This window comes from Streptomyces sp. S4.7 (assembly GCF_010384365.1).
GTDB lineage: Bacteria > Actinomycetota > Actinomycetes > Streptomycetales > Streptomycetaceae > Streptomyces.
Genome location: NZ_CP048397.1, coordinates 5711317 through 5738313, shown reverse-complemented (window position 1 = coordinate 5738313; position 26997 = coordinate 5711317). Strand labels below are relative to the sequence as shown.

At 66.6% G+C, this 26997-nt stretch carries 13 protein-coding genes, 1 tRNA gene and 3 rRNA genes; 3 read left to right on the top strand and 14 right to left on the bottom strand.

Annotation, left to right across the window (positions count from 1 at the left end):
- Nucleotides 1-14: 14 nt before the first annotated feature.
- Nucleotides 15-5576 carry a HAMP domain-containing protein gene (locus tag SSPS47_RS25615; RefSeq protein ID WP_164253026.1) on the bottom strand — a complete coding sequence of 1854 codons (5562 nt, stop codon included), beginning with the start codon at nt 5574-5576 and terminating at the stop codon, nt 15-17.
- Nucleotides 5577-5857: 281 nt separating this feature from the next.
- Between SSPS47_RS25615 and SSPS47_RS25610 the strand changes: the two genes are divergently transcribed.
- On the top strand, nt 5858-8509 hold the full coding sequence (locus SSPS47_RS25610; protein ID WP_164253025.1) for a SpoIIE family protein phosphatase: 2652 nt from the start codon (nt 5858-5860) through the stop codon (nt 8507-8509).
- 61 nt (nt 8510-8570) lie between these two features.
- Here the strand turns inward: SSPS47_RS25610 and SSPS47_RS25605 are convergent.
- From SSPS47_RS25605 to thyX, 7 genes are all read right to left on the bottom strand, one after another.
- A tRNA-Thr gene (locus tag SSPS47_RS25605) sits at nt 8571-8646 on the bottom strand.
- A 123-nt stretch (nt 8647-8769) separates the two neighbouring features.
- A 5S ribosomal RNA gene (gene rrf / locus SSPS47_RS25600) occupies nt 8770-8886 on the bottom strand.
- 81 nt (nt 8887-8967) lie between these two features.
- Nucleotides 8968-12091: ribosomal RNA gene (locus SSPS47_RS25595) — 23S ribosomal RNA — on the bottom strand.
- A gap of 325 nt (nt 12092-12416) precedes the next feature.
- Nucleotides 12417-13940 (bottom strand): 16S ribosomal RNA (locus SSPS47_RS25590).
- The 16S, 23S and 5S rRNA genes sit together here with 1 tRNA gene alongside, the layout of an rRNA operon.
- A gap of 515 nt (nt 13941-14455) precedes the next feature.
- Nucleotides 14456-16141 carry a ribonuclease J gene (locus tag SSPS47_RS25585; protein ID WP_078074758.1) on the bottom strand — a complete coding sequence of 562 codons (1686 nt, stop codon included), beginning with the start codon at nt 16139-16141 and terminating at the stop codon, nt 14456-14458.
- Nucleotides 16142-16347: 206 nt separating this feature from the next.
- Nucleotides 16348-17247, bottom strand: coding sequence for a 4-hydroxy-tetrahydrodipicolinate synthase (gene dapA, locus SSPS47_RS25580; protein ID WP_147878805.1), 900 nt, complete (start codon nt 17245-17247; stop codon nt 16348-16350).
- 302 nt (nt 17248-17549) lie between these two features.
- Entirely contained in the window at nt 17550-18287 is a 738-nt protein-coding gene (gene thyX / locus SSPS47_RS25575; RefSeq protein WP_164253024.1) for an FAD-dependent thymidylate synthase, read from the bottom strand.
- 264 nt (nt 18288-18551) lie between these two features.
- Here thyX and SSPS47_RS25570 point away from each other — a divergent pair, with 264 nt between their 5' ends.
- Complete coding sequence (locus SSPS47_RS25570; protein WP_147878807.1) at nt 18552-18791, top strand: hypothetical protein; 240 nt, start codon at nt 18552-18554, stop codon at nt 18789-18791.
- 95 nt (nt 18792-18886) lie between these two features.
- Complete coding sequence (locus SSPS47_RS25565) at nt 18887-19435, top strand: hypothetical protein (RefSeq protein ID WP_164253023.1); 549 nt, start codon at nt 18887-18889, stop codon at nt 19433-19435.
- Nucleotides 19436-19642: 207 nt separating this feature from the next.
- Here SSPS47_RS25565 and SSPS47_RS25560 read toward each other — a convergent pair whose 3' ends face one another.
- The 6 genes from SSPS47_RS25560 to eccD form a co-directional block, all read right to left on the bottom strand.
- Nucleotides 19643-20101, bottom strand: coding sequence for a tetratricopeptide repeat protein (locus SSPS47_RS25560; protein WP_147878809.1), 459 nt, complete (start codon nt 20099-20101; stop codon nt 19643-19645).
- Nucleotides 20102-20106: 5 nt separating this feature from the next.
- A complete protein-coding gene (gene dapB, locus SSPS47_RS25555) occupies nt 20107-20871 on the bottom strand; it encodes a 4-hydroxy-tetrahydrodipicolinate reductase (RefSeq protein WP_164253022.1) in 765 nt (254 codons plus the stop codon).
- A gap of 35 nt (nt 20872-20906) precedes the next feature.
- Nucleotides 20907-22286: a pitrilysin family protein gene (locus SSPS47_RS25550; RefSeq protein ID WP_078074766.1), complete on the bottom strand. Its 1380-nt coding sequence runs from the start codon at nt 22284-22286 to the stop codon at nt 20907-20909.
- Nucleotides 22283-24517, bottom strand: coding sequence for a polyribonucleotide nucleotidyltransferase (locus SSPS47_RS25545; RefSeq protein WP_147878811.1), 2235 nt, complete (start codon nt 24515-24517; stop codon nt 22283-22285). The genes SSPS47_RS25550 and SSPS47_RS25545 overlap by 4 nt, the downstream gene beginning before the upstream one ends.
- A 383-nt stretch (nt 24518-24900) precedes the next feature.
- Nucleotides 24901-25191: a 30S ribosomal protein S15 gene (gene rpsO, locus SSPS47_RS25540; protein WP_023538273.1), complete on the bottom strand. Its 291-nt coding sequence runs from the start codon at nt 25189-25191 to the stop codon at nt 24901-24903.
- A 164-nt stretch (nt 25192-25355) separates the two neighbouring features.
- On the bottom strand, nt 25356-26855 hold the full coding sequence (gene eccD / locus SSPS47_RS25535) for a type VII secretion integral membrane protein EccD (protein WP_164253021.1): 1500 nt from the start codon (nt 26853-26855) through the stop codon (nt 25356-25358).
- Nucleotides 26856-26997: the final 142 nt, after the last annotated feature.

Below are 26997 nucleotides of genomic sequence, written 5' to 3'. Positions count from 1 at the left end.
GTGCCGCTTTCGCGTCACTTCTGGTGCATCCACTGCTCCATCACCGACAGAAGATGATCGGGATCGACCGGCTTTGTCACATAGTCAGAAGCACCGGAGTCGATGGCCTTCTCCCGGTCACCCTTCATCGCCTTCGCGGTGAGCGCGATGATCGGCAACCCCGCGAACTGCGGCATCCTGCGGATCGTCGTCGTCGTCGCGTACCCGTCCATCTCGGGCATCATGATGTCCATCAGGACCAGCGTCACATCGTCGTGCTGCTCCAACACCTCGATGCCCTCACGGCCGTTCTCGGCGTACAGCACCGACAGGCCGTACTGTTCGAGGACGCTGGTCAGCGCGAAGACGTTGCGGATGTCGTCGTCCACGATCAGCACCTTCTCACCGCCGAACGAGAACGTACGCCGCTCCTCCGGAGCGTCCTGCCCGTCGGCGCCCCACGCGTCGTCGGCACCCGAACCGGCCGACGGCCGGACGCCGTTGGCCGCGCCAGCCGAACCGTTCCCACCGTCCGGTGTCCCGGCGGACGGGCCACCCGAGCCTCCAGACCGCCCGGACAGCGAGTTCAACTGCTCCGGACCACCGAGGGCCTTGCGGCGGCGGCGGAACAGCGCGGCGGGCCCCGTACGGGCCTCAGAGGGCGCCGCGGGCCGGTCCAGCCGCGGGTGCTCCGACGACAGGCCCGCGAAGTCACCGCCACCGCGCTGCGGCTCGATGCCCGGAGCCAGCTGCGGGTAGCCCTGCGGGGGCAGTTCACTGGCGTGCAGCGGCAGATACAGCGTGAAGGTCGAGCCGCGTCCCGGCTCGCTCGCCGCGTGGATCTCGCCACCGAGCAGCCGGGCGATCTCCCGGCTGATGGACAGGCCCAGCCCCGTACCTCCGTACTTACGGCTCGTCGTACCGTCCGCCTGCTTGAACGCCTCGAAGATCACCCGCATCTTGCTCGCCGCGATCCCGATACCGGTGTCGGTGACCGAGAAGGCGATCAGATCGGCGTCCGCGTCACGCAGCGAACCGGCCTCCAACAGCTGTTCCCTGATCTCGTTGGGCACATCCGCCCCCGCCGGCCGGATCACCAGCTCCACGGCGCCCGTGTCGGTGAACTTCACGGCGTTGGAAAGCAGGTTGCGCAGTACCTGGAGCAGCCGCTGCTCGTCGGTGTGCAGCGTCGCCGGCAGCTCCGGGGAGACACGTACGGAGAAGTCGAGCCCCTTCTCCGCCGTCAGCGGCCGGAACGTCGCCTCGACGTAGTCGACGAGTTGCACCAGAGCGATCCGCGTCGGGCTGACGTCCATCTTGCCCGCCTCGACCTTCGACAGATCGAGGATGTCGTTGATCAGCTGGAGCAGGTCCGAGCCCGCGCCGTGGATCGTCTCCGCGAACTCCACCTGCTTCGGCGAGAGGTTCATCTCCGCGTTGTCCGCGAGCAGCTTCGCCAGAATAAGCAGCGAGTTCAGCGGCGTACGCAACTCGTGCGACATGTTCGCCAGGAACTCGGACTTGTAGCGCATCGACACGGCGAGTTGTTCGGCCCGCTCCTCCAGCACCTGCCGCGCCTCTTCGATCTCGGTGTTCTTCACCTCGATGTCGCGGTTCTGACGGGCCAGCAGCTCCGCCTTCTCCTCCAGCTCCGCGTTCGAGGACTGGAGCGCCTTCTGCCGGTTCTCCAGCTCCGCCGACCGCTCCCGCAGCTGCTCCGTCAACTCCTGGGACTGCTTGAGCAGCACCTCGGTCTTGGTGTTGACGCTGATGGTGTTGACGCTCGTCGCGATCATTTCCGCGATCTGGTTGAGGAAGTCGCGCTGGATCTGGGTGAAGGGCTGGAACGACGCCAGCTCGATCACACCGAGGACCTTGCCCTCGAACAGCACCGGCAGCACGATCACGTACGCCGGTGACGCCTCGCCGAGCCCCGAGGAGATCTTGAGATAGCCCGGCGGAACGTTGACCTGGATCGTGCGCTTCTCCTCGGCGGCCGTACCGATGAGGGTCTCGCCGGGCCGGAAGGCGGTCGGCATCGACCCGGCCGAGTACCCGTAACTGCCGCGCATGCACAGCTCGTACGAGCCGTCGCGCCCGCCCGTCCCCAGCTCGGCGGTGCCGGTGCCGGTCGGCATGGCGAGGAAGAACGCGCCGTGCTGTGCCGAGACCACCGGGGTCAGCTCGCTCATGATCAGGGAGGCCACGTCGTCGAGATCGCGGCGGCCCTGCATCAGTCCTGAGATACGGGCCAGGTTGCCCTTGAGCCAGTCCTGCTCCTCGTTGGCGAGGGTGGTGTCGCGCAGATTGGCGATCATGGTGTTGATGTTGTCCTGGAGAACCTGGATCTCGCCCGCCGCGTCGACGTCGATCTTCAGGTTCAGATCGCCGCGGGTCACCGCGGTGGCGACGGCGGCGATCGCCCGCACCTGACGGGTCAGGTTGCCGGCCATCTCGTTCACCGACTCGGTGAGGTCGCGCCAGGTGCCGTCGACGTCCCTGACGCGTGCCTGGCCGCCCAACTGCCCGTCCGTACCCACCTCGCGGGCCACCCGGGTGACCTGATCGGCGAACGACGAGAGCTGATCGACCATCGTGTTGATGGTGTTCTTCAGCTCCTGGATCTCACCCCGGGCATCGATGTCGATCTTCTTGGTGAGGTCGCCCTTGGCGATGGCCGTGGTGACCGTGGCGATCTGGCGCACCTGACCCGTCAGGTTGGACGCCATCGAGTTCACGGACTCGGTGAGGTCCTTCCACGTACCCGAGACGCCCGGGACGCGCGCCTGGCCGCCCAGCTCGCCCTCGGTGCCCACCTCGCGGGCGACTCGCGTCACCTCGTCGGCGAACGAGGAGAGCGTCGTCACCATGATGTTGACGGTGTCGGCCAGCTCGGCGACCTCGCCGCGCGCCTCGACCGTCACCTTCTTGGTGAGGTCGCCGTTGGCCACCGCCGAGGAGACCCGTGAGATGTTCCGCACCTGACTGGTCAGGTTGTTGGCCATCGTGTTGACGTTGTCGCTCAGGTCCTTCCAGATGCCGGTGACGCCGCGCACCCGTGCCTGGCCGCCGAGGATGCCCTCGGTGCCCACCTCGCGGGCCACACGGGTCACCTCGTCCGCGAAGTTCGACAGCTGGTCCACCATCGTGTTGACGGTGGTGACGAGGTCGAGGATCTCGCCCTTGGCGTCGACCGTGATCTTCTTGGAAAGATCGCCCTTGGCGACGGCGGTCGTGACCTCGGCGATGTTGCGGACCTGCGAAGTCAGGTTGTTCGCCATGAAGTTGACGGACTGGGTGAGGTCCTTCCAGGTGCCCGAGACCCCCTGGACCTCGGCCTGGCCGCCAAGCATGCCCTCCGTGCCGACCTCGCGGGCGACCCGGGTGACCTGCTCGGCGAAGTTCGAGAGCTGGTCCACCATCGTGTTGAGGGTGTTCTTCAGCTCCAGGATCTCGCCGCGCGCGTCCACGTCGATCTTCTGAGAAAGGTCACCGCGCGCCACCGCGGTGGCGACCTGCGCGATGTTGCGGACCTGGGAGGTCAGGTTCCCCGCCATGCCGTTCACGGAGTCGGTCAGATCGCGCCAGACACCCGCGACGCCCGGCACCTGCGCCTGGCCACCGAGCCTGCCGTCGGTGCCCACCTCGCGGGCCACGCGCGTGACCTGCTCGGCGAAGGCCGAGAGCTGGTCGACCATGGTGTTGATCGTGTTCTTCAGCTCCAGGATTTCGCCCCGGGCGTCCACGTCGATCTTCTGAGAAAGGTCGCCACGCGCCACGGCCGTGGTCACCTGGGCGATCTGCCGCACCTGGTCGGTCAGGTTGCCGGCCATGAAGTTGACGGAGTCCGTCAGTTCCTTCCAGGTGCCGGAGACGCCGTCCACCCGCGCCTGGCCGCCGAGCCTGCCCTCCGTACCCACGTCACGCGCCATCCGCGTCACCTGGTCGGCGAACGACGACAGTTGCGCCACCATCGTGTTGACGGTGTTCTTCAGTTCGAGCATCTCGCCAGCGACATCGACGGTGACCTTCTGGGAAAGATCGCCGTTCGCGACCGCCGTCGTCACCTGGGCGATGTCGCGCACCTGGCCGGTGAGGTTACGGAACGCGGTGTTGACCGAGTCGGTGAGGTCCTTCCAGGTGCCCGCCGCGCCCGGCACCTCGGCCTGGCCGCCCAACTGGCCCTCCACGCCGACCTCACGGGCGACTCGCGTCACCTCGGAGCCGAACGAATTGAGCTGGCGCACCATCGTGTTGACGGTGTTCTTCAGTTCGAGCATCTCGCCGGCCACGTCGACGGTGACCTTCTGGGAAAGGTCACCGTTCGCCACGGCCGTCGTCACCTGGGCGATGTCGCGCACCTGGGTGGTCAGATTGCGGAAGACGGTGTTGACGGAGTCCGTCAGGTCCTTCCAGGTGCCCGCCGCGCCCGGCACCTGCGCCTGGCCGCCCAGCACACCCGATCCGCCGACCTCGCTCGCCACACGCGTCACCTCGTCGGCGAACGTGCGCAGCGTCTCGGTCATCTGGTTGATCGTCTCGGCGAGCTGCGCGACCTCGCCGCGCGCGCTCACCGTGACCTTCTGGGAAAGGTCGCCGTTCGCGACGGCGGTCGTGACCTCGGCGATGCCGCGCACCTGGCTCGTCAGGTTGCCGGCCATCGTGTTCACCGAATCGGTGAGGTCCTTCCACACGCCGGCAACGCCGGGCACGGTCGCCTGGCCGCCCAGCTCACCCTCGGTACCCACCTCCCGGGCCACGCGCGTGACCTCGGAGGAGAACGAGGACAGCTGGTCCACCATCGTGTTCACGGTGTTCTTCAGCTGGAGCATCTCGCCGGCCACATGCACGGTGACCTTGCGCGACAGATCGCCCTTGGCGACGGCCGTCGTAACGAGAGCAATGTCACGTACCTGAGCGGTGAGTCGGTACGCCATCGTGTTGACGGAATCCGTGAGATCCTTCCACGAACCCGACATTCCACGCACTTTGGCCTGACCGCCGAGCTTGCCCTCGGTACCGACCTCCAGCGCCACGCGCGTCACCTCGTCGGTGAACGCGGACAGCTGGTCGACCAGACTGTTGACGGTACGGGCCACCTTCAGGAACTCGCCCCGCAGCGGGCGCTCCGTCCCCGCCGAGCCCTCGGTGAAGTGCGAACGCAGCTCCATCCGCTGCTCCAGGTCGCCCTCGGCGACCGCCGACAGCACCCGCCCGACCTCGGACACGGGGCGCGCCAGATCGTCCACCAGCGCGTTCGAGGCGTCGATCGCGGTGGCCCAGGACCCCTCGCAGGCGCCCGTCTCCAGCCGCTCGGTGAGCTTTCCCTCCCGCCCGACCATGCGCCGTACGCGGGCCAGCTCCCCCGTGAGGTGCAGATTCCGGTCCGCCACCTCGTTGAAGACGGCGGCGATCTCCGCCATCACGTCGTCACCGGAGACGGTCAGGCGTTTACGGAAGTTACCGTCCCGCATCGCCACCAGGGCCGTCAGCAGTCTGTTCAGAGCCGCCGCATCGACCTCGGTGGCCCCGTTGTTCCGGGACCGTCCGCCCTTCGCGCGCGTGCTGTTGCCACGCGCCGCCACGCCAGACTCCACCGTGTCCCTCCCGCGGGGGTTGACCGTACTGCTCAGAGTGTTGTTCAGGCTGTCTCTGGAATCCTGCCCAGTGTTTCACCACGGCCGAACCTGGCGATAACAGTTCGGCAGCTTCGCATAGCGTCCCCACCCCCGGTAGGCGGAAACAGTGGCGACCGGCATCCGCCCTCGCAGCGAAGGTAAGTAACCTGGCATCCGGCTGTCCAACCGTCCCCGTCCGCCCGGCGGGGCCGGTGTGGCGAACGTACTACCACCGGGCACCGGGAGGGCGGGGCCGAATCATGGCAGAGCCGGGCGTCGAGACGCGTACGAGGAGTTCTGTGATCACCGCGCGGGCGGCTGCCAGCTTCGACCCTGTAGGGCGGTCCGTCGCGACCGCCCGTGCCTTTGTCCGGGACACGCTCCAGGGGTGGGGGTATTCGGACGTCGTCGACGACGCAGTCGTTCTCACCAGCGAACTCGTCACCAACGCCGTCATCCACGCCGGTACCTCGGCGGACGTGCTCTGTCTCCGGACGGGGGACGGCGTCCGGGTCGAGGTCTCCGACCGCTACCCCGAACGCGAGATCCCGATGCAGGGCACGGGACTGTCGCTCGGCAGCCCCGACCGGGAGAACGGCCGGGGACTGCTCCTCTGCGCGGCACTCGCGTCCCGCTGGGGCGTCGACTACACACCGACGCACAAACAGGTCTGGTTCCAGCTCGATCTGCCCGACCGCCCCGTGGGCGCCCGGTCCGCGGGCCCCGTCATCCCGAACGCGCTCCTCCCGGTCACCGACGAACGGGTCAGGGTCGCCGTCGTCCAGATCGACAGAACCGGCGCCGTGTCAACCTGGAACGAGGACGCGGAACACCTCTTCGGTTACCCGGCCGACCAGGTCGTCGGCAAGCCCCTCACCGACTTCGCCGCCTGGCCGCACACGCCGGGCATCGGCACCGGCATCGTGGAGGCGCTGCTCCTCTCGCGCTGGGAGGGCAGTTACGGCGTCCGGAACAGCGACGGCCGGGTCATTCCCGTGTACGCCTCCCACCTCCGGGTGCGCGACACCAACGGCGAGCCGTCCACCGTCTGCCTTCTCGTACGCGACGACGAACGCGCCGTCATCCAGACCCCGCAGCGCGCCCCGGCGACCGAGGCGGGCGCAGAGAGCCGCACCGTGGACCCCTTCGAGGTCTTCATCGGCTCACCGGCCCCGGAAGACCTGGACGGCCTGCTCCAGCGCACCGTCGAGCGCGCCCGCGACATGCTCGAAGGCGACTCCGCCTTCCTCCTGCTCGCCACCGACGACGAGACGGAACTGGAAGTACGGGCCACCACGGGCCTCCCCTCGGCACGGCAGCGATTCGCCCGCGTCCCGGTGGAGGCCGGCACGGGGCGGTACGGCTCCGCCCGGATGCCCGCCGTCCACGAGGACCTGGCCATCGTCCCCGGCGCCGTGCCGCTCCTCAACGGCACCGGTATGCGCTCCGTCGTCACCGTGCCGCTCAAGGTCGAGGGCCGGCTCACGGGTTCACTCGGCGTCGCCGCCGAATCGGCCGGCCGGTACTCCAACGAGGAGGCGCTGCGCCTCCAGTTCGCCGCCGACCGTATCGCGCTGGCCGTCGAATCGGCACGCCTCGGCGAACTCGAACGTCTGCGGCGCGGTTCGCTCTCCTTCCTCGTCGAGGCATCGGACCTGCTGGCAGGCACCCTCGACCGCGACCAGACACTCGCGCTGATGGCGCAGATGACGGTGCCCACCCTCGCGACCTGGTGCGCCGTCTACACCATCGCCGACCAGGCGTCGGACCCGTACCTCTCCTATGTGCTGCACGAGGACGAGGAGCGCATCGACGGCCTCAAGGCCCTGCTCTCCAAGATCGACCCGCCGGATCCCGTGCCGACTCCGGGCGCCCGCGTCTGGACCGGCCCGGCCGACGCCGCGCACCAGGCCGCGCTCCGTACGTCCATGAGGGAGCTGGGAGGGGCCTCGACGCCCGTCTCCTCCGGAATCGGCACAACACTGGCCACAGCCGCGGCGGTTGGCGGAGAGACCGTCGTGCTGCCGCTCGTCGCGCGGAACCGTGTGATCGGGATGCTCACCCTCGGCAAGCCGTCGGACGACCACTTCCGCCAGGAAATCCTGGAACTCGCCGAGGACTTGTCGCGCCGGGCGGCACTCGCCCTCGACAACGCCCGCCTCTACTCGGAGCGGATGGCCATCAGCCAGTCCCTCCAACGCAGCCTGCTGCCGCCGGAGTTGCCCCAGGTCCCCAACGTCGAGGTGGAGGTCATCTACCGCGCGGCGGGCGAGGGCAACGAGGTGGGCGGCGACTTCTACGACGTCTTCCCGATCCGTGACGGCGCGTACGGCTTCGCCATCGGCGACGTCTGCGGTACGGGCCCGGAGGCCGCGGCGGTGACCGGTCTCGCCCGGCACGCGCTCCGGCTCCTCGCCCGCGAGGGGTTCAGCGGTCCGGCGGTCCTGGAGCGCCTGAACGCGGCGATCCTCGACGAGGGCGCCCGCAGCCGCTTCCTGACGCTGCTGTACGGGGAGTTGTGGCCCCAGGAGGACGGCAGCGCGGTCCTCAAGGTCGTGTGCGCGGGTCATCCGCTGCCGCTGCGTCTGCGCCAGGACGGCAGCGTGGAAGCGGCCGCGGACCCGCAGCCGCTGCTCGGCGTCATGGACGACCTGGAGCTGTACGAGCAGATGGTCACCCTCGGACCGGGCGACGTCCTCCTCTGCGTCACCGACGGCGTCACCGAACGCCGCGAGGGGACCCGCATGCTGGGCGACGACGGCCTCGTCGACGTACTGACGGGCTGTACGGGCCTCACGGCCGGCGCGGTCGCCTCGCGCGTGCTGCGCGCGGTGGAGAGGTTCGCGGCGGAGCCGGCGTCGGACGACATGGCGATCCTGGCGATGCGCGTACCGGAGCCGCAGAAGAACTGAAGATCTGACGGGTGGTAACGAAGAAGGGCCCCGCCTGATGGCGGGGCCCTTCTTCTCGTGCTGGAGCCCCAATACGGAATCGAACCGTAGACCTTCTCCTTACCATGGAGACGCTCTACCGACTGAGCTATTGGGGCGCGGCAACGAGAGAGATCATACCCGAAGCGTGGGCGTGCTGGAAACCGCCGGCGCGGGAAGGGTCCTGATCCGGAACGCAGAAATGCCCCGCACCAGAGGTGCGGGGCATTCCCACAAAAATTGTTCGGCGGCGTCCTACTCTCCCACAGGGTCCCCCCTGCAGTACCATCGGCGCTGAAAGGCTTAGCTTCCGGGTTCGGAATGTAACCGGGCGTTTCCCTAACGCAATGACCACCGAAACACAATGAAACACATGAACAAACCGGATATAAACACGGTCGTTCGTTGTCTCAGAACTAACACAGTGGACGCGAGCAACTGAGGACAAGCCCTCGGCCTATTAGTACCGGTCAACTCCACACCTCACAGTGCTTCCATATCCGGCCTATCAACCCAGTCGTCTACTGGGAGCCTTACCCCATCAAGTGGGTGGGAGTCCTCATCTCGAAGCAGGCTTCCCGCTTAGATGCTTTCAGCGGTTATCCCTCCCGAACGTAGCCAACCAGCCATGCCCTTGGCAGGACAACTGGCACACCAGAGGTTCGTCCGTCCCGGTCCTCTCGTACTAGGGACAGCCCTTCTCAAGACTCCTGCGCGCGCAGCGGATAGGGACCGAACTGTCTCACGACGTTCTAAACCCAGCTCGCGTACCGCTTTAATGGGCGAACAGCCCAACCCTTGGGACCGACTCCAGCCCCAGGATGCGACGAGCCGACATCGAGGTGCCAAACCATCCCGTCGATATGGACTCTTGGGGAAGATCAGCCTGTTATCCCCGGGGTACCTTTTATCCGTTGAGCGACGGCGCTTCCACAAGCCACCGCCGGATCACTAGTCCCGACTTTCGTCCCTGCTCGACCCGTCGGTCTCACAGTCAAGCTCCCTTGTGCACTTACACTCAACACCTGATTACCAACCAGGCTGAGGGAACCTTTGGGCGCCTCCGTTACTCTTTAGGAGGCAACCGCCCCAGTTAAACTACCCATCAGACACTGTCCCTGATCCGGATCACGGACCCAGGTTAGACATCCAGCACGACCAGAGTGGTATTTCAACGACGACTCCACCTGAACTGGCGTCCAAGCTTCAAAGTCTCCCACCTATCCTACACAAGCCGAACCGAACACCAATATCAAACTGTAGTAAAGGTCCCGGGGTCTTTCCGTCCTGCTGCGCGAAACGAGCATCTTTACTCGTAGTGCAATTTCACCGGGCCTATGGTTGAGACAGTCGAGAAGTCGTTACGCCATTCGTGCAGGTCGGAACTTACCCGACAAGGAATTTCGCTACCTTAGGATGGTTATAGTTACCACCGCCGTTTACTGGCGCTTAAGTTCTCAGCTTCGCCACACCGAAATGTGACTAACCGGTCCCCTTAACGTTCCAGCACCGGGCAGGCGTCAGTCCGTATACATCGCCTTACGGCTTCGCACGGACCTGTGTTTTTAGTAAACAGTCGCTTCTCGCTGGTCTCTGCGGCCACCCCCAGCTCAGAGTGCAAGACTCATCACCAGAAATGGCCCCCCTTCTCCCGAAGTTACGGGGGCATTTTGCCGAGTTCCTTAACCATAGTTCACCCGAACGCCTCGGTATTCTCTACCTGACCACCTGAGTCGGTTTAGGGTACGGGCCGCCATGAAACTCGCTAGAGGCTTTTCTCGACAGCATAGGATCATCCACTTCACCACAATCGGCTCGGCATCAGGTCTCAGACTATATGCACGACGGATTTGCCTACCGTGCGTCCTACACCCTTACCCCGGGACAACCACCGCCCGGGCTGGACTACCTTCCTGCGTCACCCCATCGCTTACCTACTGCAAGTCTGGTCCGACGGCTCCACCACTTCCCTTTGCCCGAAGGCTCCAGGACGGCTTCACGGTCTTAGCATCGCCTGGTTCAGTACTGGGCGTTTCAAAGCGGGTACCGGAATATCAACCGGTTGTCCATCGACTACGCCTGTCGGCCTCGCCTTAGGTCCCGACTTACCCTGGGCAGATCAGCTTGACCCAGGAACCCTTAGTCAATCGGCGCACACGTTTCCCACGTGTGTATCGCTACTCATGCCTGCATTCTCACTCGTGAACCGTCCACCCCTCGCTTCCGCGGAGGCTTCACCCGGCACACGACGCTCCCCTACCCATCCGCACGCCCGTTGGGGCTATGTGTACGAATGACACGACTTCGGCGGTACGCTTGAGCCCCGCTACATTGTCGGCGCGGAATCACTTGACCAGTGAGCTATTACGCACTCTTTCAAGGGTGGCTGCTTCTAAGCCAACCTCCTGGTTGTCTCTGCGACTCCACATCCTTTCCCACTTAGCGTACGCTTAGGGGCCTTAGTCGATGCTCTGGGCTGTTTCCCTCTCGACCATGGAGCTTATCCCCCACAGTCTCACTGCCGCGCTCTCACTTACCGGCATTCGGAGTTTGGCTAAGGTCAGTAACCCGGTAGGGCCCATCGCCTATCCAGTGCTCTACCTCCGGCAAGAAACACACGACGCTGCACCTAAATGCATTTCGGGGAGAACCAGCTATCACGGAGTTTGATTGGCCTTTCACCCCTAACCACAGGTCATCCCCCAGGTTTTCAACCCTGGTGGGTTCGGTCCTCCACGACCTCTTACAGCCGCTTCAACCTGCCCATGGCTAGATCACTCCGCTTCGGGTCTTGAGCGCGCTACTATACCGCCCTGTTCGGACTCGCTTTCGCTACGGCTTCCCCACACGGGTTAACCTCGCAACACACCGCAAACTCGCAGGCTCATTCTTCAAAAGGCACGCAGTCACGACTGACAGCACAAGTACTGCCAGCGACGCTCCCACGGCTTGTAGGCACACGGTTTCAGGTACTATTTCACTCCGCTCCCGCGGTACTTTTCACCATTCCCTCACGGTACTATCCGCTATCGGTCACCAGGGAATATTTAGGCTTAGCGGGTGGTCCCGCCAGATTCACACGAGATTTCTCGGGCCCCGTGCTACTTGGGTGTCTCCCAAACGAGCCGTTAATGTTTCAGCTACGGGGGTCTTACCCTCTACGCCGGACCTTTCGCATGTCCTTCGCCTACATCAACGGTTTCTGACTCGCCTCACAGCCGGCAGACTGTGAAAAAGAGATCCCACAACCCCGCATGCGCAACCCCTGCCGGGTATCACACACATACGGTTTGGCCTCATCCGGTTTCGCTCGCCACTACTCCCGGAATCACGGTTGTTTTCTCTTCCTGAGGGTACTGAGATGTTTCACTTCCCCTCGTTCCCTCCACACTGCCTATGTGTTCAGCAGCGGGTGACAGCCCATGACGACTGCCGGGTTTCCCCATTCGGACACCCCCGGATCAAAGCTCGGTTGACAGCTCCCCGGGGCCTATCGCGGCCTCCCACGTCCTTCATCGGTTCCTGGTGCCAAGGCATCCACCGTGCGCCCTTAAAAACTTGGCCACAGATGCTCGCGTCCACTGTGCAGTTCTCAAACAACGACCAACCACCCGCCACCCCCACAGAATCTGCGGAGTTCACCGGGGCCGGCATCCCGAAGACACAAGCAGAAAAACTGCCCGTACCCTCAGACACCCAACAGCGCGCCCGGCCCAGCAAATCCGCCGTATTCACGTTCCACGCCCCGAAGGACAGTACTGGCAAACACAACCAACTCACTGTGCCGAATAGTCAACGTTCCACCCATGAGCAACCAGCACCGGACATTCGCCGGCGTACTGGCCCCTGACCAGACCCCCGAAAGGCTCTGGTGAGAAGTGCTCCTTAGAAAGGAGGTGATCCAGCCGCACCTTCCGGTACGGCTACCTTGTTACGACTTCGTCCCAATCGCCAGTCCCACCTTCGACAGCTCCCTCCCACAAGGGGTTGGGCCACCGGCTTCGGGTGTTACCGACTTTCGTGACGTGACGGGCGGTGTGTACAAGGCCCGGGAACGTATTCACCGCAGCAATGCTGATCTGCGATTACTAGCAACTCCGACTTCATGGGGTCGAGTTGCAGACCCCAATCCGAACTGAGACCGGCTTTTTGAGATTCGCTCCACCTTGCGGTATCGCAGCTCATTGTACCGGCCATTGTAGCACGTGTGCAGCCCAAGACATAAGGGGCATGATGACTTGACGTCGTCCCCACCTTCCTCCGAGTTGACCCCGGCGGTCTCCTGTGAGTCCCCATCACCCCGAAGGGCATGCTGGCAACACAGAACAAGGGTTGCGCTCGTTGCGGGACTTAACCCAACATCTCACGACACGAGCTGACGACAGCCATGCACCACCTGTACACCGACCACAAGGGGGGCACCATCTCTGATGCTTTCCGGTGTATGTCAAGCCTTGGTAAGGTTCTTCGCGTTGCGTCGAATTAAGCCACATGCTCCGCTGCTTGTGCGGGCCCCCGTCAATTCCTTTGAGTTTTAGCCTTGCGGCCGTACTCCCCAGGCGGGGAACTTAATGCGTTAGCTGCGGCACCGACGACGTGGAATGTCGCCAACACCTAGTTCCCAACGTTTACGGCGTGGACTACCAGGGTATCTAATCCTGTTCGCTCCCCACGCTTTCGCTCCTCAGCGTCAGTAATGGCCCAGAGATCCGCCTTCGCCACCGGTGTTCCTCCTGATATCTGCGCATTTCACCGCTACACCAGGAATTCCGATCTCCCCTACCACACTCTAGTCTGCCCGTATCGAATGCAGACCCGGGGTTAAGCCCCGGGCTTTCACACCCGACGTGACAGACCGCCTACGAGCTCTTTACGCCCAATAATTCCGGACAACGCTTGCGCCCTACGTATTACCGCGGCTGCTGGCACGTAGTTAGCCGGCGCTTCTTCTGCAGGTACCGTCACTTTCGCTTCTTCCCTGCTGAAAGAGGTTTACAACCCGAAGGCCGTCATCCCTCACGCGGCGTCGCTGCATCAGGCTTTCGCCCATTGTGCAATATTCCCCACTGCTGCCTCCCGTAGGAGTCTGGGCCGTGTCTCAGTCCCAGTGTGGCCGGTCGCCCTCTCAGGCCGGCTACCCGTCGTCGCCTTGGTAGGCCATTACCCCACCAACAAGCTGATAGGCCGCGGGCTCATCCTGCACCGCCGGAGCTTTCAACCGTCCCCCATGAGGGGCACAGTATTATCCGGTATTAGACCCCGTTTCCAGGGCTTGTCCCAGAGTGCAGGGCAGATTGCCCACGTGTTACTCACCCGTTCGCCACTAATCCACCCGAAGGCTTCATCGTTCGACTTGCATGTGTTAAGCACGCCGCCAGCGTTCGTCCTGAGCCAGGATCAAACTCTCCGTGAATGTATTCCCGACCCGAAGGTCAGGTGGACACCACGAGAGCGGAACAACCGGTCGGAATAAGACCAGTCGTTCACAGCGTCCTCGCTGTGTTTCTATCAAAGGAACCTCAACCCAATCCACACAAGTGGACGAGGTCGGGGTATCAACATATCTGGCGTTGACTTTTGGCACGCTGTTGAGTTCTCAAGGAACGGACGCTTCCTTCGGTCCCGTCTCCGGGCCCCTCCGGGCTTTCCCTTCGGTCTTGCTGTCTTGCGTTCCCGACTCTATCAGAACCTTTCGGTGTCCGATTCCCGGTCGGCGGGAGTTGCTTTCAGATATCCGCTTTCGCGTTTCCCTTTCGGCGAATCCGACTTTATCAGAGATTCTGAGTCGGAATTCCCACCCGGTCCGGTACTCGACTCCCGGCAAGTGTCTGCCTCGGCGCTCCCGTTCAGGTGGAGCCGTAAACCTACTGGAGCGGGGCCCCCGAAGCAAATCGGGGGCCCCGCTCCAGTGTTGAGGTCGGACCGAGGTCAGACCTCGACGACCACAGGCAGGATCATCGGGCGCCGGCGGTAGGTGTCCGAGACCCACTTGCCCACCGATCGCCGCACCAGTTGCTGGAGTTGGTGCGGTTCGGCGACGCCGTCCGATGCCGACTTCCCGATGATCTCCTCGATCTTGGGGATGACGGCGGCGAACGCGGAGTCCTCGATGCCGGAGCCGCGCGCCTGGATGTGCGGACCGCCCACGACCTTGCCGGTCGTCGAATCCACCACCAGGAACACGGAGATGATGCCCTCGTCGCCGAGGATGCGGCGGTCCTTGAGCGAGGTCTCGGTCACATCGCCGACCGAGAGCCCGTCGACGTACACGTAACCCGCCTGGACCTTGCCGACGATTCTGGCCTTGCCGTCGACCAGGTCGACGACCACTCCGTCCTCGGCGATGACGATGTGGTCCTTGGGGACCCCGGTCAGCGCGCCCAGTTCGGCGTTGGCGCGCAGGTGGCGCCATTCGCCGTGCACCGGCATGAGGTTCTTCGGCTTGCAGATGTTGTAGAAGTACAGGAGCTCGCCGGCCGAGGCGTGGCCCGAGACATGTACCTTCGCGTTGCCCTTGTGGACGACGTTCGCGCCCCAGCGGGTCAGGCCGTTGATCACGCGGTAGACCGCGTTCTCGTTGCCCGGGATGAGGGACGACGCCAGGATCACCGTGTCGCCGGGGACGATCCGGATCTGGTGGTCGCGGTTGGCCATGCGGGAGAGCGCGGCCATCGGCTCGCCCTGGGAGCCGGTGCAGACGAGGACGACCTCGCTGTCCGGCAGGTCGTCGAGCGTCTTGACGTCCACGACGAGACCGGCCGGGACCTTGAGGTATCCCAGGTCCCGGGCGATCCCCATGTTCCTGACCATGGAGCGGCCGACGAACGCGACTCTGCGGCCGTACTCGTGGGCCGCGTCCAGGATCTGCTGGATGCGGTGGACGTGGCTGGCGAAGCTCGCCACGATGATCCGCTTCTGGGCACTGCCGAAGACCTGCCGCAGGACGTTCGAGATGTCCCGCTCGGGCGGGACGAAGCCCGGGACCTCGGCGTTGGTCGAGTCGGAGAGCAGCAGATCGATGCCCTCCTCGCCGAGTCTCGCGAAGGTCGGCAGGTCGGTCAGCCGGCGGTCCAGCGGGAGCTGGTCCATCTTGAAGTCGCCGGTGTGGACCACCATTCCCGCGGGGGTGCGGATGGCGACGGCCAGCGCGTCCGGGATCGAGTGGTTCACCGCGACGAACTCGCAGTCGAACGGGCCGATGCGCTCGCGGTGGCCCTCGGTGACTTCGAGGGTGTACGGGCGGATGCGGTGCTCCTGGAGCTTGGCCTCGATCAGGGCGAGGGTCAGCTTGGAGCCGATGAGGGGGATGTCCGGCTTCAGCCGGAGCAGGAAGGGGACTCCACCGATGTGGTCCTCGTGGCCGTGCGTGAGGACGATCCCCTCGATGTCGTCGAGGCGGTCACGGATGGTGGTGAAGTCCGGCAGGATCAGATCGATGCCCGGCTGTTCCTCTTCGGGGAAGAGGACGCCGCAGTCGACGATCAGCAGCCGGCCGTTGTATTCGAAGACCGTCATGTTGCGGCCGATTTCGCCGAGGCCACCGAGCGGGGTGACGCGCAGGCCGCCCTTGGGCAGCTTCGGCGGGGCGCCGAGTTCGGGATGCGGATGACTCAAAAGACTCTCCTCACCACACGCGCCACGTACCGGTGAGGCACGTGGCGCGCATGACATTCGTGCACTTGCTGTTGCACTTGCTTGTTGTCCGAGTGGGGCGGAATGCCCTGCACTTTCGGTGTTCGGTTATTCAGTTGTGAAGTTCGAAATCTCCGATATCCATGAAGCCTGGTCCATGAATCGTGTCCGTGAAGGCGATGCCTCTATCAGAGCTCTACCCCGCCGGCCGCGAGATCGATCTTGAGCTGCGCCGTCTCGTGCTCCGTGAGCTCGACGAGCGGCAGACGCAGCGGGCCGGCCGGCAGCTGCTGCAGGGTGAGCGCCGCCTTGGTGGTGATGACTCCCTGCGTACGGAACATGCCGGTGAAGACGGGGAGCAGCTTCTGGTGGATCTCCGTGGCCTTCTGGACGTCGCCGGAGACGTGCGCGTCGAGCATGGCGCGCAGTTCCGGTGTGACCACGTGGCCGACGACGGAGACGAAGCCGATGGCGCCGACCGCGAGGAGCGGCAGGTTGAGCATGTCGTCGCCCGAGTACCAGGGCAGACCGCTCTGCGCGATGACCCAGCTGGCTCGGCCGAGGTCGCCCTTGGCGTCCTTGTTGGCGACGATACGCGGGTGCTGGGCGAGACGGATGAGTGTCTCGGTGTCGATGGGGACGCCGCTTCGGCCCGGGATGTCGTACAGCATCACCGGCAGCCCGGTGGCGTCGGCGATGGCCGTGAAGTGCTGGAAGAGGCCTTCCTGCGGGGGCTTGTTGTAGTACGGGGTCACCGCGAGCAGGCCGTGCGCGCCGGTCCGTTCGGCGGTGCGGGCGAGCTCGATGCTGTGCCGGGTGTCGTTGGTGCCGATGCCGGCGACGACATGGGCGCGGTCTCCGACCGCCTCCAGCACGGCCCGTACGAGCTGATCTTTCTCCGCGTCGCTGGTGGTCGGGGACTCGCCGGTGGTGCCGTTGATGATCAGGCCGTCGTTGCCTGCGTCCACCAGATGGGAGGCGAGTCGCTGGGCGCCGTCGAGATCGAGCGCGCCTTCCGCCGTGAAGGGCGTGACCATGGCGGTGAGGACCCGCCCGAAGGGGGTCTGCGGAGTGGAGATCGGAGCCATGGGTAACACGCTACTCGCTGCTCGGCTCGGCGTGTCCCCTCGGGGGCACACGGGCAGGTCGTGGGCCCGCGGTGACGGCGCGGGCTCTGGGATGACGGGAGCCGTGGGGCTGCCCGTGACTCGCGGTGACGAATCCCCTTGAGGGGCGGTGTACGGAGCCCGGCACTGACTGCTCGGGGGTTCAGGCAGTGCCGGGTCCGTCTGATCAGCCTAGATGAACTACTCGAAACGCCGCAATCCGGACACTGGGCACCTCGGTGGCACATCTGTGCGCAATGCCAGCCCTGCGGGGCCACGACACCCTACGGCGCCACCCTGCCGTTGCCGTTGAAGGCGGCGTGCGTGAGCGGCATGAGCCGCGCCCACTGCTCCTCCATCTTCTCGCCGACCATCTCGATCTCCCGCTGCGGGAAGGACGGCACCTTCGCCGCCTCGTGCTGGGTGCGCAGCCCGAGGAAGTGCATGAGCGAGCGTGCGTTGCACGTCGCGTACATCGACGAGTAGAGGCCCACGGGCAGCACCGCGCGGGCCACCTCGCGGGCGACACCGGCCGCCAGCATCTCCTGGTACGCCTCGTACGCCCGGCGGTACGACTCCGTCATCGTGCGCTCGGTGAGGTTCTGCTGCTCCTGGGTTCCGTCGACGAAGACGTACTTGCCGGGGCGGCCCTCCTGGACGAGTTTGCGCGAGGTGTCGGGGACGTAAAAGACGGGCTGGAGCTCCCGGTAACGCCCGGATTCCTCGTTGTAGGACCAGCCGACCCGGTGCCGCATGAATTCGCGGAAGACGAAGATCGGGGCGCTGACGAAGAAGGTCATCGAGTTGTGCTCGAAGGGGCTGCCGTGGCGGTCGCGCATCAGGAAGTTGATGAGGCCCTTGGAACGCTCGGGGTCCTTCGAGAGCTCCTCCAGGGACTGCTCGCCCGCCGTGGAGACGCGAGCCGCCCACAGGACGTCCGAGTCGCCCGCGCTGTGCTTCACCAGGTCGACGGTCACCTCACTGCGGAAGCTGGGCTTGGTCTCGGCGGAGATCTCACTCACCGGCGGGGTCCTTCCTGTCACGTCCAACGGGCGGCGCCCACTCTACGACCAGGCACTCGAGCCACTGCCGACGGCTCCGGTCACACGCGGCACCGTACGGGTGGACGTAGCCGACGCGCGTCCGCAGGTCGTGCGGTTGTTCGTCAGTTCGGCGGAATCGGGCACCAAATGACCGTTCCACGCGTCTGACTCAGTAGCGGCGCCGCAGCACCTCGCCCGCCACCGCCCGACCTTCCCTCGCACGACCGCAAGGAGTTCGCCCCCATGTTCCGCCGGCGTGAAGCCGTCCCGTTCGCATTCGTCGCCGAGGCCGACCGCTTCCGCAGTAACGTCACTCCACCTCCCAGGCAACGGATCAGCCGATCCGAGCTGATGAGTCGCACACTCATCGGGCTGGTCATCGCGGCCGGGCTCACGGGTTCGCTGTTGTTCGGGCTGCCGTCCCTCGAATCGGGTCGGTCCTCCGGGCAGACGCAGCAGCCCACGGCGTCCCAGGGCCGCTGACCCGTCCGGCCCCCCTGAGTGGTCCTGCCCGGGGGCTCCTCGATAACCTCAGCCAGCACCGCCCGATCGAGCGTGCTTGTGAGTGAGGATCAGTCGTGCCCCTGCCCTTCCTGACGGCCGACCGTGCGTTTGACGCGACCGGCGACGACGTCGCGCTCCCGTTCGACGACCACGACAGCTGGCGCCGCCCGTACCGTCCGGGACCGTGGCGGGTGGGCGCGTCCGCGCTGCTCCTGCTGCTCGCCTCGTTCGTACTGCTCGCGACGATGATCATCGCGTTCGCCGGGGCGGCGTCCGGCGCCGCCGTGTGCCTCGGCATCGCGCTGGTGATGATCGCCGCAGCGCTGCGACTGCTGCGGGTGGGCGCGTGGGTCAGCCTCCACGGCGTACGGCGCGTGGGGCTGCTCACGACCAAGACCGTGCCGTGGAGAGAGGCCGTGGAGGTCCGTACGGTGCAGCAGCCGGTGCGCTGGCTGGGGCTGCCGCGGACGGTGCAGGGGCAGGCGCTCCTGCTCGTGCTCCGTGACGGCGAGAAGCGGCTGTTGCTCACGGATCACAACGCGGACTTCCTGTCGCGCCCCGGGGCCTTCGACCGGGCTGCGGACTCCGTCGAGGCGTGGGGCGACGAGTACCGGCGCGGCTGAACCGGCGCACCGTGGTCGCGAGTTGGCCGAAGGACGGACAGCGGAACGGACCCTGAACGGACGCCGATCGGGCACCGAACGGGCGCCTTGTACCGGGGACTGACGGGACGGATCACGCCGGGCCGATCGGTCTTGGAGCTGTTCGACCGAGGGCGCCGTGACATCGCGGCGCCCTCTGTTCGTCCTGCCGCGGGCTTCAGTTCCTCGTCACTCCGCGGCCGTCGCCGGGATCGCCCCGTGCAGCGCGATGGCGTGGCGCATCGCCTCACGGGCCCTGGGAGTGTCGCCGGCGTCGCGGTAGGCGACCGCGAGGCGGAACCAGCAGCGCCAGTCCCCCGGGGTGTCCTCGGTCTCGGCGCGGCGGGCGGCGAACACGGCGTCGGCCGACGCCCGGTCGACGCGGCCGCTCGCGGTGCGCACCAGTTCGTCGACCGGCAGACCGCCCTCGGCGTCCAGCTCGGCGGCGAGCCGGTTGGCCCGCTGGACGAACCGGGTGTTCTGCCAGAGGAACCAGGCTCCGATCACCGGCAGGACCAGCACCGCGATCCCGAACGTGACGGTCAGCGGCGTACCGATGCCGATGAGCGCGACGCCGCGGCCACCGGCCAGGACGAAGAAGCCGACGAGGACGGTGGCCATGACGAAATACATGATCTTGGCGCGCACGGTGGTCAGTCCGGCAGGTTCAGATCGAGGAAGCGTTCCAGGCCGAAGGTGAGGCCCGGTGTGCGGCCCACCCGGCGGACGCCGAGGAGGATCCCCGGCATGAAGCTGCTGTGGTGCAGGGAGTCGTGGCGGATGGTGAGGGTCTCCCCCTCGCCGCCGAGCAGGACCTCTTGGTGGGCGAGCAGCCCCCGGAGCCGTACGGAGTGCACCCGGACCCCGTCGACGTCCGCGCCGCGCGCCCCGTCCAGCGACGTGACCGTGGCGTCGGGCTGGGGCTGGGAGCCGGCCTCGGCGCGGGCGGCGGCGATCAGCTGGGCAGTGCGGGCGGCGGTGCCCGACGGGGCGTCGGCCTTGTTGGGATGGTGCAGCTCGACGACCTCGGCGGACTCGAAGTAACGGGCCGCCGCCTGCGCGAACTTCATGGTGAGGACGGCGCCGACGGAGAAGTTGGGCGCGATGAGCACGCCCGTCTCCGGGGAGCCCGCCAGCACCGTCTCCAGCTGCGCCAGTCGGTCGTCGGTCCAGCCGGTGGTGCCGACGACGGCGTGGATGCCGTGGCGTACGAGGAAGTCGAGGTTGCCCATCACCGCGGTGGGAGTGGTCAGTTCGACGGCGACCTGGGCTCCCGTGTCGACGAGGGTCTCCAGTTTGTCGCCGCGCCCGAGGGCCGCGACCAGTTCCATGTCGTCGGCGGCCTCGACGGCCCGTACGGCCTCGGAGCCGATCCGGCCGTTGGCGCCGAGAACGGCCACCCGCAGTTTGGTGCTCATCGCTTCGCTTCCTTAGGAGGCTGGGAGGACGGGGGTCAGGCGACTGCCTCGTCGAGGCGGTCGGCCTGCTTGTCCTTGAGAGGCCCGATCACCGACAGCGAGGGGCGCTGTCCCAGTACGTCGCGTGCCACGGCGCGCACGTCGTCGGGGGTGACGGCCGCTATCCGCGCGAGCATGTCGTCCACGGACATCTGGGTGCCCCAGCACAGCTCGCTCTTGCCGATGCGGTTCATCAGCGCGCCGGTGTCCTCCAGGCCGAGGACGGTGGAGCCGGAGAGCTGCCCGACGGCGCGGCCGATCTCCTCGTCGCCGAGTCCTTCGGACGCGACCTGGTCCAGCCCGTCGCGGCAGATCTTCAGCACGTCGTGGACCTGGCTGGGGCGGCAGCCCGCGTAGACGCCGAAGAGTCCGCAGTCGGCGAAGCCGGAGGTGTACGAGTACACGCTGTAGGCGAGGCCACGCTTCTCCCGCACCTCCTGGAAGAGCCGTGAGCTCATGCCGCCGCCGAGGGCCGTGCTGAGGACCCCGAGGGCCCACCGGCGCTCGTCGGTGCGGGAGAGGCCCGGCATACCGAGGACGATGTGGGCCTGCTCCGTCTTGCGGTTCAGCAGCTCGACGCGGCCGGCGGTGCGCAGGTCGCGGCGGCCCTCGCGCGGAGCGACCGGGACGGCGTCCGTACGGGAGAGGGCGCCGGCCTTCTCGAAGGCGCGGCGTACCTGCCGTACGACGGTGGCGTGGTCGACGTTGCCGGCGGCGGCGACGACCAGGTGCGTCGGGTCGTAGTGCTTCTTGTAGAAGCGGGCGATCCGGGTGCGGTCCAGGGCGTTGACGGTGTCGACGGTGCCCAGGACGGGGCGGCCGAGGGGGGTGTCGCCGAGCATGGTGTGCGAGAAGAGGTCGTGCACGCAGTCGCCCGGGTCGTCCTCGGTCATGGCGATCTCTTCGAGGATGACGCCGCGCTCGGCGTCGACGTCCTCGGCCTCGATGAGCGAGCCCGTGAGCATGTCGCACACGACGTCGATGGCCAGGGGGAGGTCGGTGTCGAGCACGCGCGCGTAGTAGCAGGTGTACTCCTTCGCCGTGAAGGCGTTCATCTCGCCGCCCACCGCGTCTATGGCGGAGGAGATGTCGAGGGCGCTGCGCTTCTTGGTGCCCTTGAAGAGGAGGTGTTCCAGATAGTGCGTGGCGCCGTTGAGCGTGGGCGTCTCGTCGCGTGAGCCGACCTGTACCCAGATGCCGAAGGTCGCCGACCGTACGGACGGCAGGGTCTCGGTGACGACGCGCAGGCCGCCGGGGAGGGTCGTGCGGCGGACGGTGCCGATGCCGTTCTGCCCCTCCAGGAGGGTTTGGGTACGGGCGACGGCCCGTACCTCCGAGGAGGTGCGGGCCGTCGTCGTGGAACTACGAAACGTCACTGGGAGGCTTCGTCCTTCTGGTCGTCCTGCTTGTCGTTCTTCTCTTCGTCCTCGCCCTCGACCACGGGGATCAGGGAGAGCTTGCCGCGCTGGTCGATCTCGGCGATCTCGACCTGGACCTTCTGGCCGATACCGAGGACGTCCTCGACGTTCTCCACGCGCTTGCCGCCGGCGAGCTTGCGGATCTGCGAGATGTGCAGCAGACCGTCCTTGCCGGGAAGCAGCGACACGAACGCACCGAAGGTGGTGGTCTTGACGACCGTGCCCAGGTAGCGCTCGCCGACCTCCGGCATGGTCGGGTTGGCGATGCCGTTGATCGTGGCGCGGGCGGCCTCGGCGGCCGGTCCGTCGGCGGCACCGATGTAGATGGTGCCGTCGTCCTCGATCGTGATGTCGGCGCCGGTGTCCTCCTGGATCTGGTTGATCATCTTGCCCTTGGGGCCGATGACCTCACCGATCTTGTCCACGGGGATCTTGACGGTGATGATCCGCGGGGCGTTCGGGGACATCTCGTCCGGGACGTCGATGGCCTCGTTCATCACATCGAGGATGTGGAGGCGTGCGTCGCGGGCCTGCTTCAGCGCGGCGGCCAGGACCGAGGCGGGGATGCCGTCGAGCTTGGTGTCGAGCTGGAGCGCGGTGACGAACGTCTTCGTACCGGCGACCTTGAAGTCCATGTCGCCGAAGGCGTCCTCCGCACCGAGGATGTCGGTGAGGGCGACGTAGTGCGTCTTGCCGTCGATCTCCTGGGAGATCAGGCCCATGGCGATACCGGCGACGGGGGCCTTGAGGGGCACACCGGCGTTCAGCAGCGACATGGTGGAGGCGCAGACCGAGCCCATGGACGTCGAGCCGTTGGAGCCCAGCGCCTCGGAGACCTGGCGGATCGCGTACGGGAACTCCTCGCGCGTCGGCAGCACCGGCATGATGGCGCGCTCGGCGAGCGCTCCGTGGCCGATCTCGCGGCGCTTCGGCGAACCGACGCGGCCGGTCTCACCCACGGAGTACGGCGGGAAGTTGTAGTTGTGCATGTAGCGCTTGCGGGTCACCGGCGAGAGGGTGTCCAACTGCTGCTCCATGCGGAGCATGTTGAGGGTGGTGACGCCCAGGATCTGGGTCTCGCCACGCTCGAACAGCGCGGAGCCGTGCACGCGCGGGATGGCCTCGACCTCGGCGGCGAGCGTACGGATGTCCGTGACGCCGCGGCCGTCGATGCGGACCTTGTCCTTGATGACGCGCTCGCGGACCAGGGACTTCGTCAGCGCGCGGTACGCACCGGAGATCTCCTTCTCGCGGCCCTCGAACTGCGGGAGCAGCTTCTCGGCGGCGAGCTCCTTGACGCGGTCCAGCTCGGCCTCGCGGTCCTGCTTGCCGGCGATGGTGAGCGCCTGGGACAGCTCGCTCTTCACGGCGGCGGTGAGGGCCTCCAGGACGTCGTCCTGGTAGTCGAGGAAGACCGGGAACTCGCCGGTGGGCTTGGCGGCCTTGGCGGCGAGGTCGGCCTGGGCCTTGCAGAGCGCCTTGATGAAGGGCTTCGCGGCTTCCAGACCGGCGGCGACGATCTCCTCGGTGGGAGCGTCCGCGCCGTCGGCGACGAGCTGGATGGTCTTCGTGGTGGCCTCGGCCTCGACCATCATGATCGCGACGTCGCCGTCCTCCAGGACGCGGCCGGCGACGACCATGTCGAAGACGGCGTCCTCGAGCTCGGTGTGCGTCGGGAACGCGACCCACTGGCCCTTGATCAGGGCGACACGGGTGCCGCCGATCGGACCGGAGAAGGGCAGGCCGGCCAGCTGCGTGGAGCAGGAGGCGGCGTTGATCGCGACCACGTCGTACAGGTGGTCGGGGTTGAGCGCCATGATCGTCTCGACGATCTGGATCTCGTTGCGCAGGCCCTTCTTGAAGGAGGGGCGCAGCGGCCGGTCGATGAGGCGGCAGGTGAGGATCGCGTCCTCGGAGGGCCGGCCCTCGCGGCGGAAGAACGAGCCGGGGATCTTGCCGGCCGCGTACTGCCGCTCCTCGACGTCCACCGTGAGGGGGAAGAAGTCGAGCTGGTCCTTGGGCTTCTTGGAAGCGGTGGTGGCCGACAGCACCATGGTGTCGTCGTCCAGATACGCGACGGCGGAGCCGGCGGCCTGCCTGGCCAGGCGGCCCGTCTCGAAGCGGATGGTGCGGGTGCCGAACGTGCCGTTGTCGATAACGGCTTCGGCGTAGTGGGTCTCGTTCTCCACCAGTGGTTCTCCGTTGCTTGTCGTTGTCGTCTTTCGTCCCGCGCCCGTGTGGCGGGGGACAGGCGGAGAAGCGCTCCTTGGTGCGGGCCGGTCTTCGATCGAAGCTCCCGGGGCGGCGGCGAGGGCCGCGGGCGGCGTTCGCCGCGCCGTTCCGGGGGCCACTACCGAGGACCGGCGGCGGCGGAGGGGCGCTTCCCCTCGTCAGTGGGTGGTGCCTTCTGTCATGCGGGGTGGTGCTGATCGTGCTCGTGGTGCGGTTGTCGCGGCACTGCTTCTCAGCGGTGTCCGGGAGCTGTGCTCCTGCGAACAGGTTACTGAGCTTCGTGCGCATACGGCGAAGGGAGCGGTTCCCGGTGTGTGGGAACCGCTCCCTTCACGGCGTGCTACTTGGCGCCGCCGGCCGCACCGCGGCGGATGCCCAGGCGGTCGACCAGCGCACGGAAGCGCTGGATGTCCTTCTTCGCCAGGTACTGCAGCAGGCGGCGGCGCTGGCCGACCAGGATGAGCAGACCGCGGCGGGAGTGGTGGTCGTGCTTGTGCGTCTTCAGGTGCTCGGTCAGGTCCGAGATGCGGCGCGAGAGCATCGCGACCTGGACCTCGGGGGAGCCGGTGTCGCCTTCCTTGGTGGCGAACTCCGACATGATCTGCTTCTTCGTAGCGGCGGCAAGCGGCACGCGTACTCCTCGTGGGTCTTCGTGGCCATCGAGTGCCCCAGGTCGAATTCGCTGGGGATCTTCGGTTACTCGGATGGCGGGGATGAGCTGCCGTTGACGGGGTCGCTTTTTCCGGTCGGACCGGAACGCGTACACAAACGGCCGTCACCCAGCGTACCAGCCAGTCAGGACGTCAACGCACGGATGGAGTGGTAGACGTCGAACACCGCGAGGCACAGGGGAACGACCGTCAGTAGTACGAAGGATTCGGCGATCTCCAGGAAGCGGCCCCAGAAGGGGGTGACGCCCTTGCGGGGGACGATCAGCCCTATGGCGATGATCAGTGCGGCGATCCCGGCGATGGCCGCGGTCAGCCAGACCGTACGGATGTCGAGGCCGGCGCCGTCCCCGCGCAGGGCCTCGCGGATCAGCCCCTCCGGGGGATTGAGGCAGAGACCGAGTCCCAGCAGGACGAGGGCGCCGAGTCCCGCGGCAAGGGCGCAGCCGACCTGCGCCGTATAGCTGAAGAGGTGGGCGCGCATCAGCATGGCGATGCCGGTGGCGAGGGCGAGGAGCTGACCCCAGACGCCGTCGGAGAAGCCGAGTACGGCGGCGGCGCCGACGGCGACCAGCGCGCAGCCGCCGACCAGGCCGACGAGCAGTTCGTGGCCGCGCCGGGCCTGGGCGGCGACGCGCTCGGGGTCGACGGGCGCGGGGGGCACGGGGTCGGTCCCGTAGTCTCCGGCGGTCGTGCGGGGCGGCTCGAACCCGATGGGGAGCCGGGCGAAGCGGGTGGAGAGGCCGGGCAGGAAGGCGAGTGTTCCTACGGAGAGCGCGGCGCAGACGGCGGCGGTCTCGGCGGGCGCCATGTCGGTCGTGATGGCGATGAACGTCACCAGGAGGCCGACGGTCGAAACGAACACGAACGCGACGAAGGGGCTGTCGCCGGCGGGGGTGACGATCACCAGGATCACCGAGGCGACCAGTACGGCGGCGCAGGCGAGCAGGAACTGGAGTCTGCCGATGCCCTGTCCGTCCGCGAAGGGCAGCAGTCCGGAGCCGGCGACGGCGGCGTTGGCCATCGAGCCGATGCCGAGCGCGACGGACGAGCCCCGGTCGTCGTACACCCGGGCCCGTACGCCGGCGAGGGCGAGCAGCAGGACGGCGGTGACGCCGGCCAGGATGCCCGGAAGGCCGTGTGTGTCGTGGCGGGGGTCCGCGGTCCACAGCACGAAGGCGAGCAGCGTCAGCAGGACGGAGCCGCCGAAGAGGCCTGCGCCACGCATGGCGCTGTCGGTCCACAGGGTGCGGTCGCGGGCGACCGCGGACGCGACGGCGTCGGAGACGTCGTCGAAGACCGCCGGGGGCAGGGATTCCGCGAAGGGCCGCAGCGACAGCAGTTCGCCGTCGAGGATGCGCTGGGAGGCCAGGGAGCGGGCGCTGTCGAGGACGGTGCCGTCGCGGCGTACGAGGTGGTACCCGACGGGGGCGCCCGCCTCCGGGCTCTGACCGGAGAGCCGCAGGATCTCCGGGTGGAGGTCGGCCACGGGGATGTCCTCGGGCAGGGCCACGTCGATGCGGCCGTCCGGGGCGACAACGGTGATCCGGCAGAAGCCGGTCCCCCCGCTGGACGGGGCCGGTGCGCCCGGCTGACCGGTGCCGGTGGCCGCCGCTTGGGCCGTCATACTCACGTGCTGCATCCCCTCGTGGTTCCCATGCGCCCGATGCCCGCGTTGCGCTGTGAATGACCCGTTTTTTGCGGAAGTTCATCGCTGCGCAAACGCGTCCGGTCACCCTACCGCCGGGCGGTGGACACCCACGCAAGTA

Excerpts from the sequence above, each read along its gene's own strand:
- SSPS47_RS25610 (WP_164253025.1), top strand. The coding sequence starts at position 5,858 with ATGGCAGAGCCGGGCGTCGAGACGCGTACGAGGAGTTCTGTGATCACC.
- dapA (WP_147878805.1), bottom strand. The coding sequence starts at position 17,247 with ATGGCTCCGATCTCCACTCCGCAGACCCCCTTCGGGCGGGTCCTCACC.
- SSPS47_RS25570 (WP_147878807.1), top strand. The coding sequence starts at position 18,552 with ATGTTCCGCCGGCGTGAAGCCGTCCCGTTCGCATTCGTCGCCGAGGCC.
- dapB (WP_164253022.1), bottom strand. The coding sequence starts at position 20,871 with ATGAGCACCAAACTGCGGGTGGCCGTTCTCGGCGCCAACGGCCGGATC.
- eccD (WP_164253021.1), bottom strand. The coding sequence starts at position 26,855 with ATGACGGCCCAAGCGGCGGCCACCGGCACCGGTCAGCCGGGCGCACCG.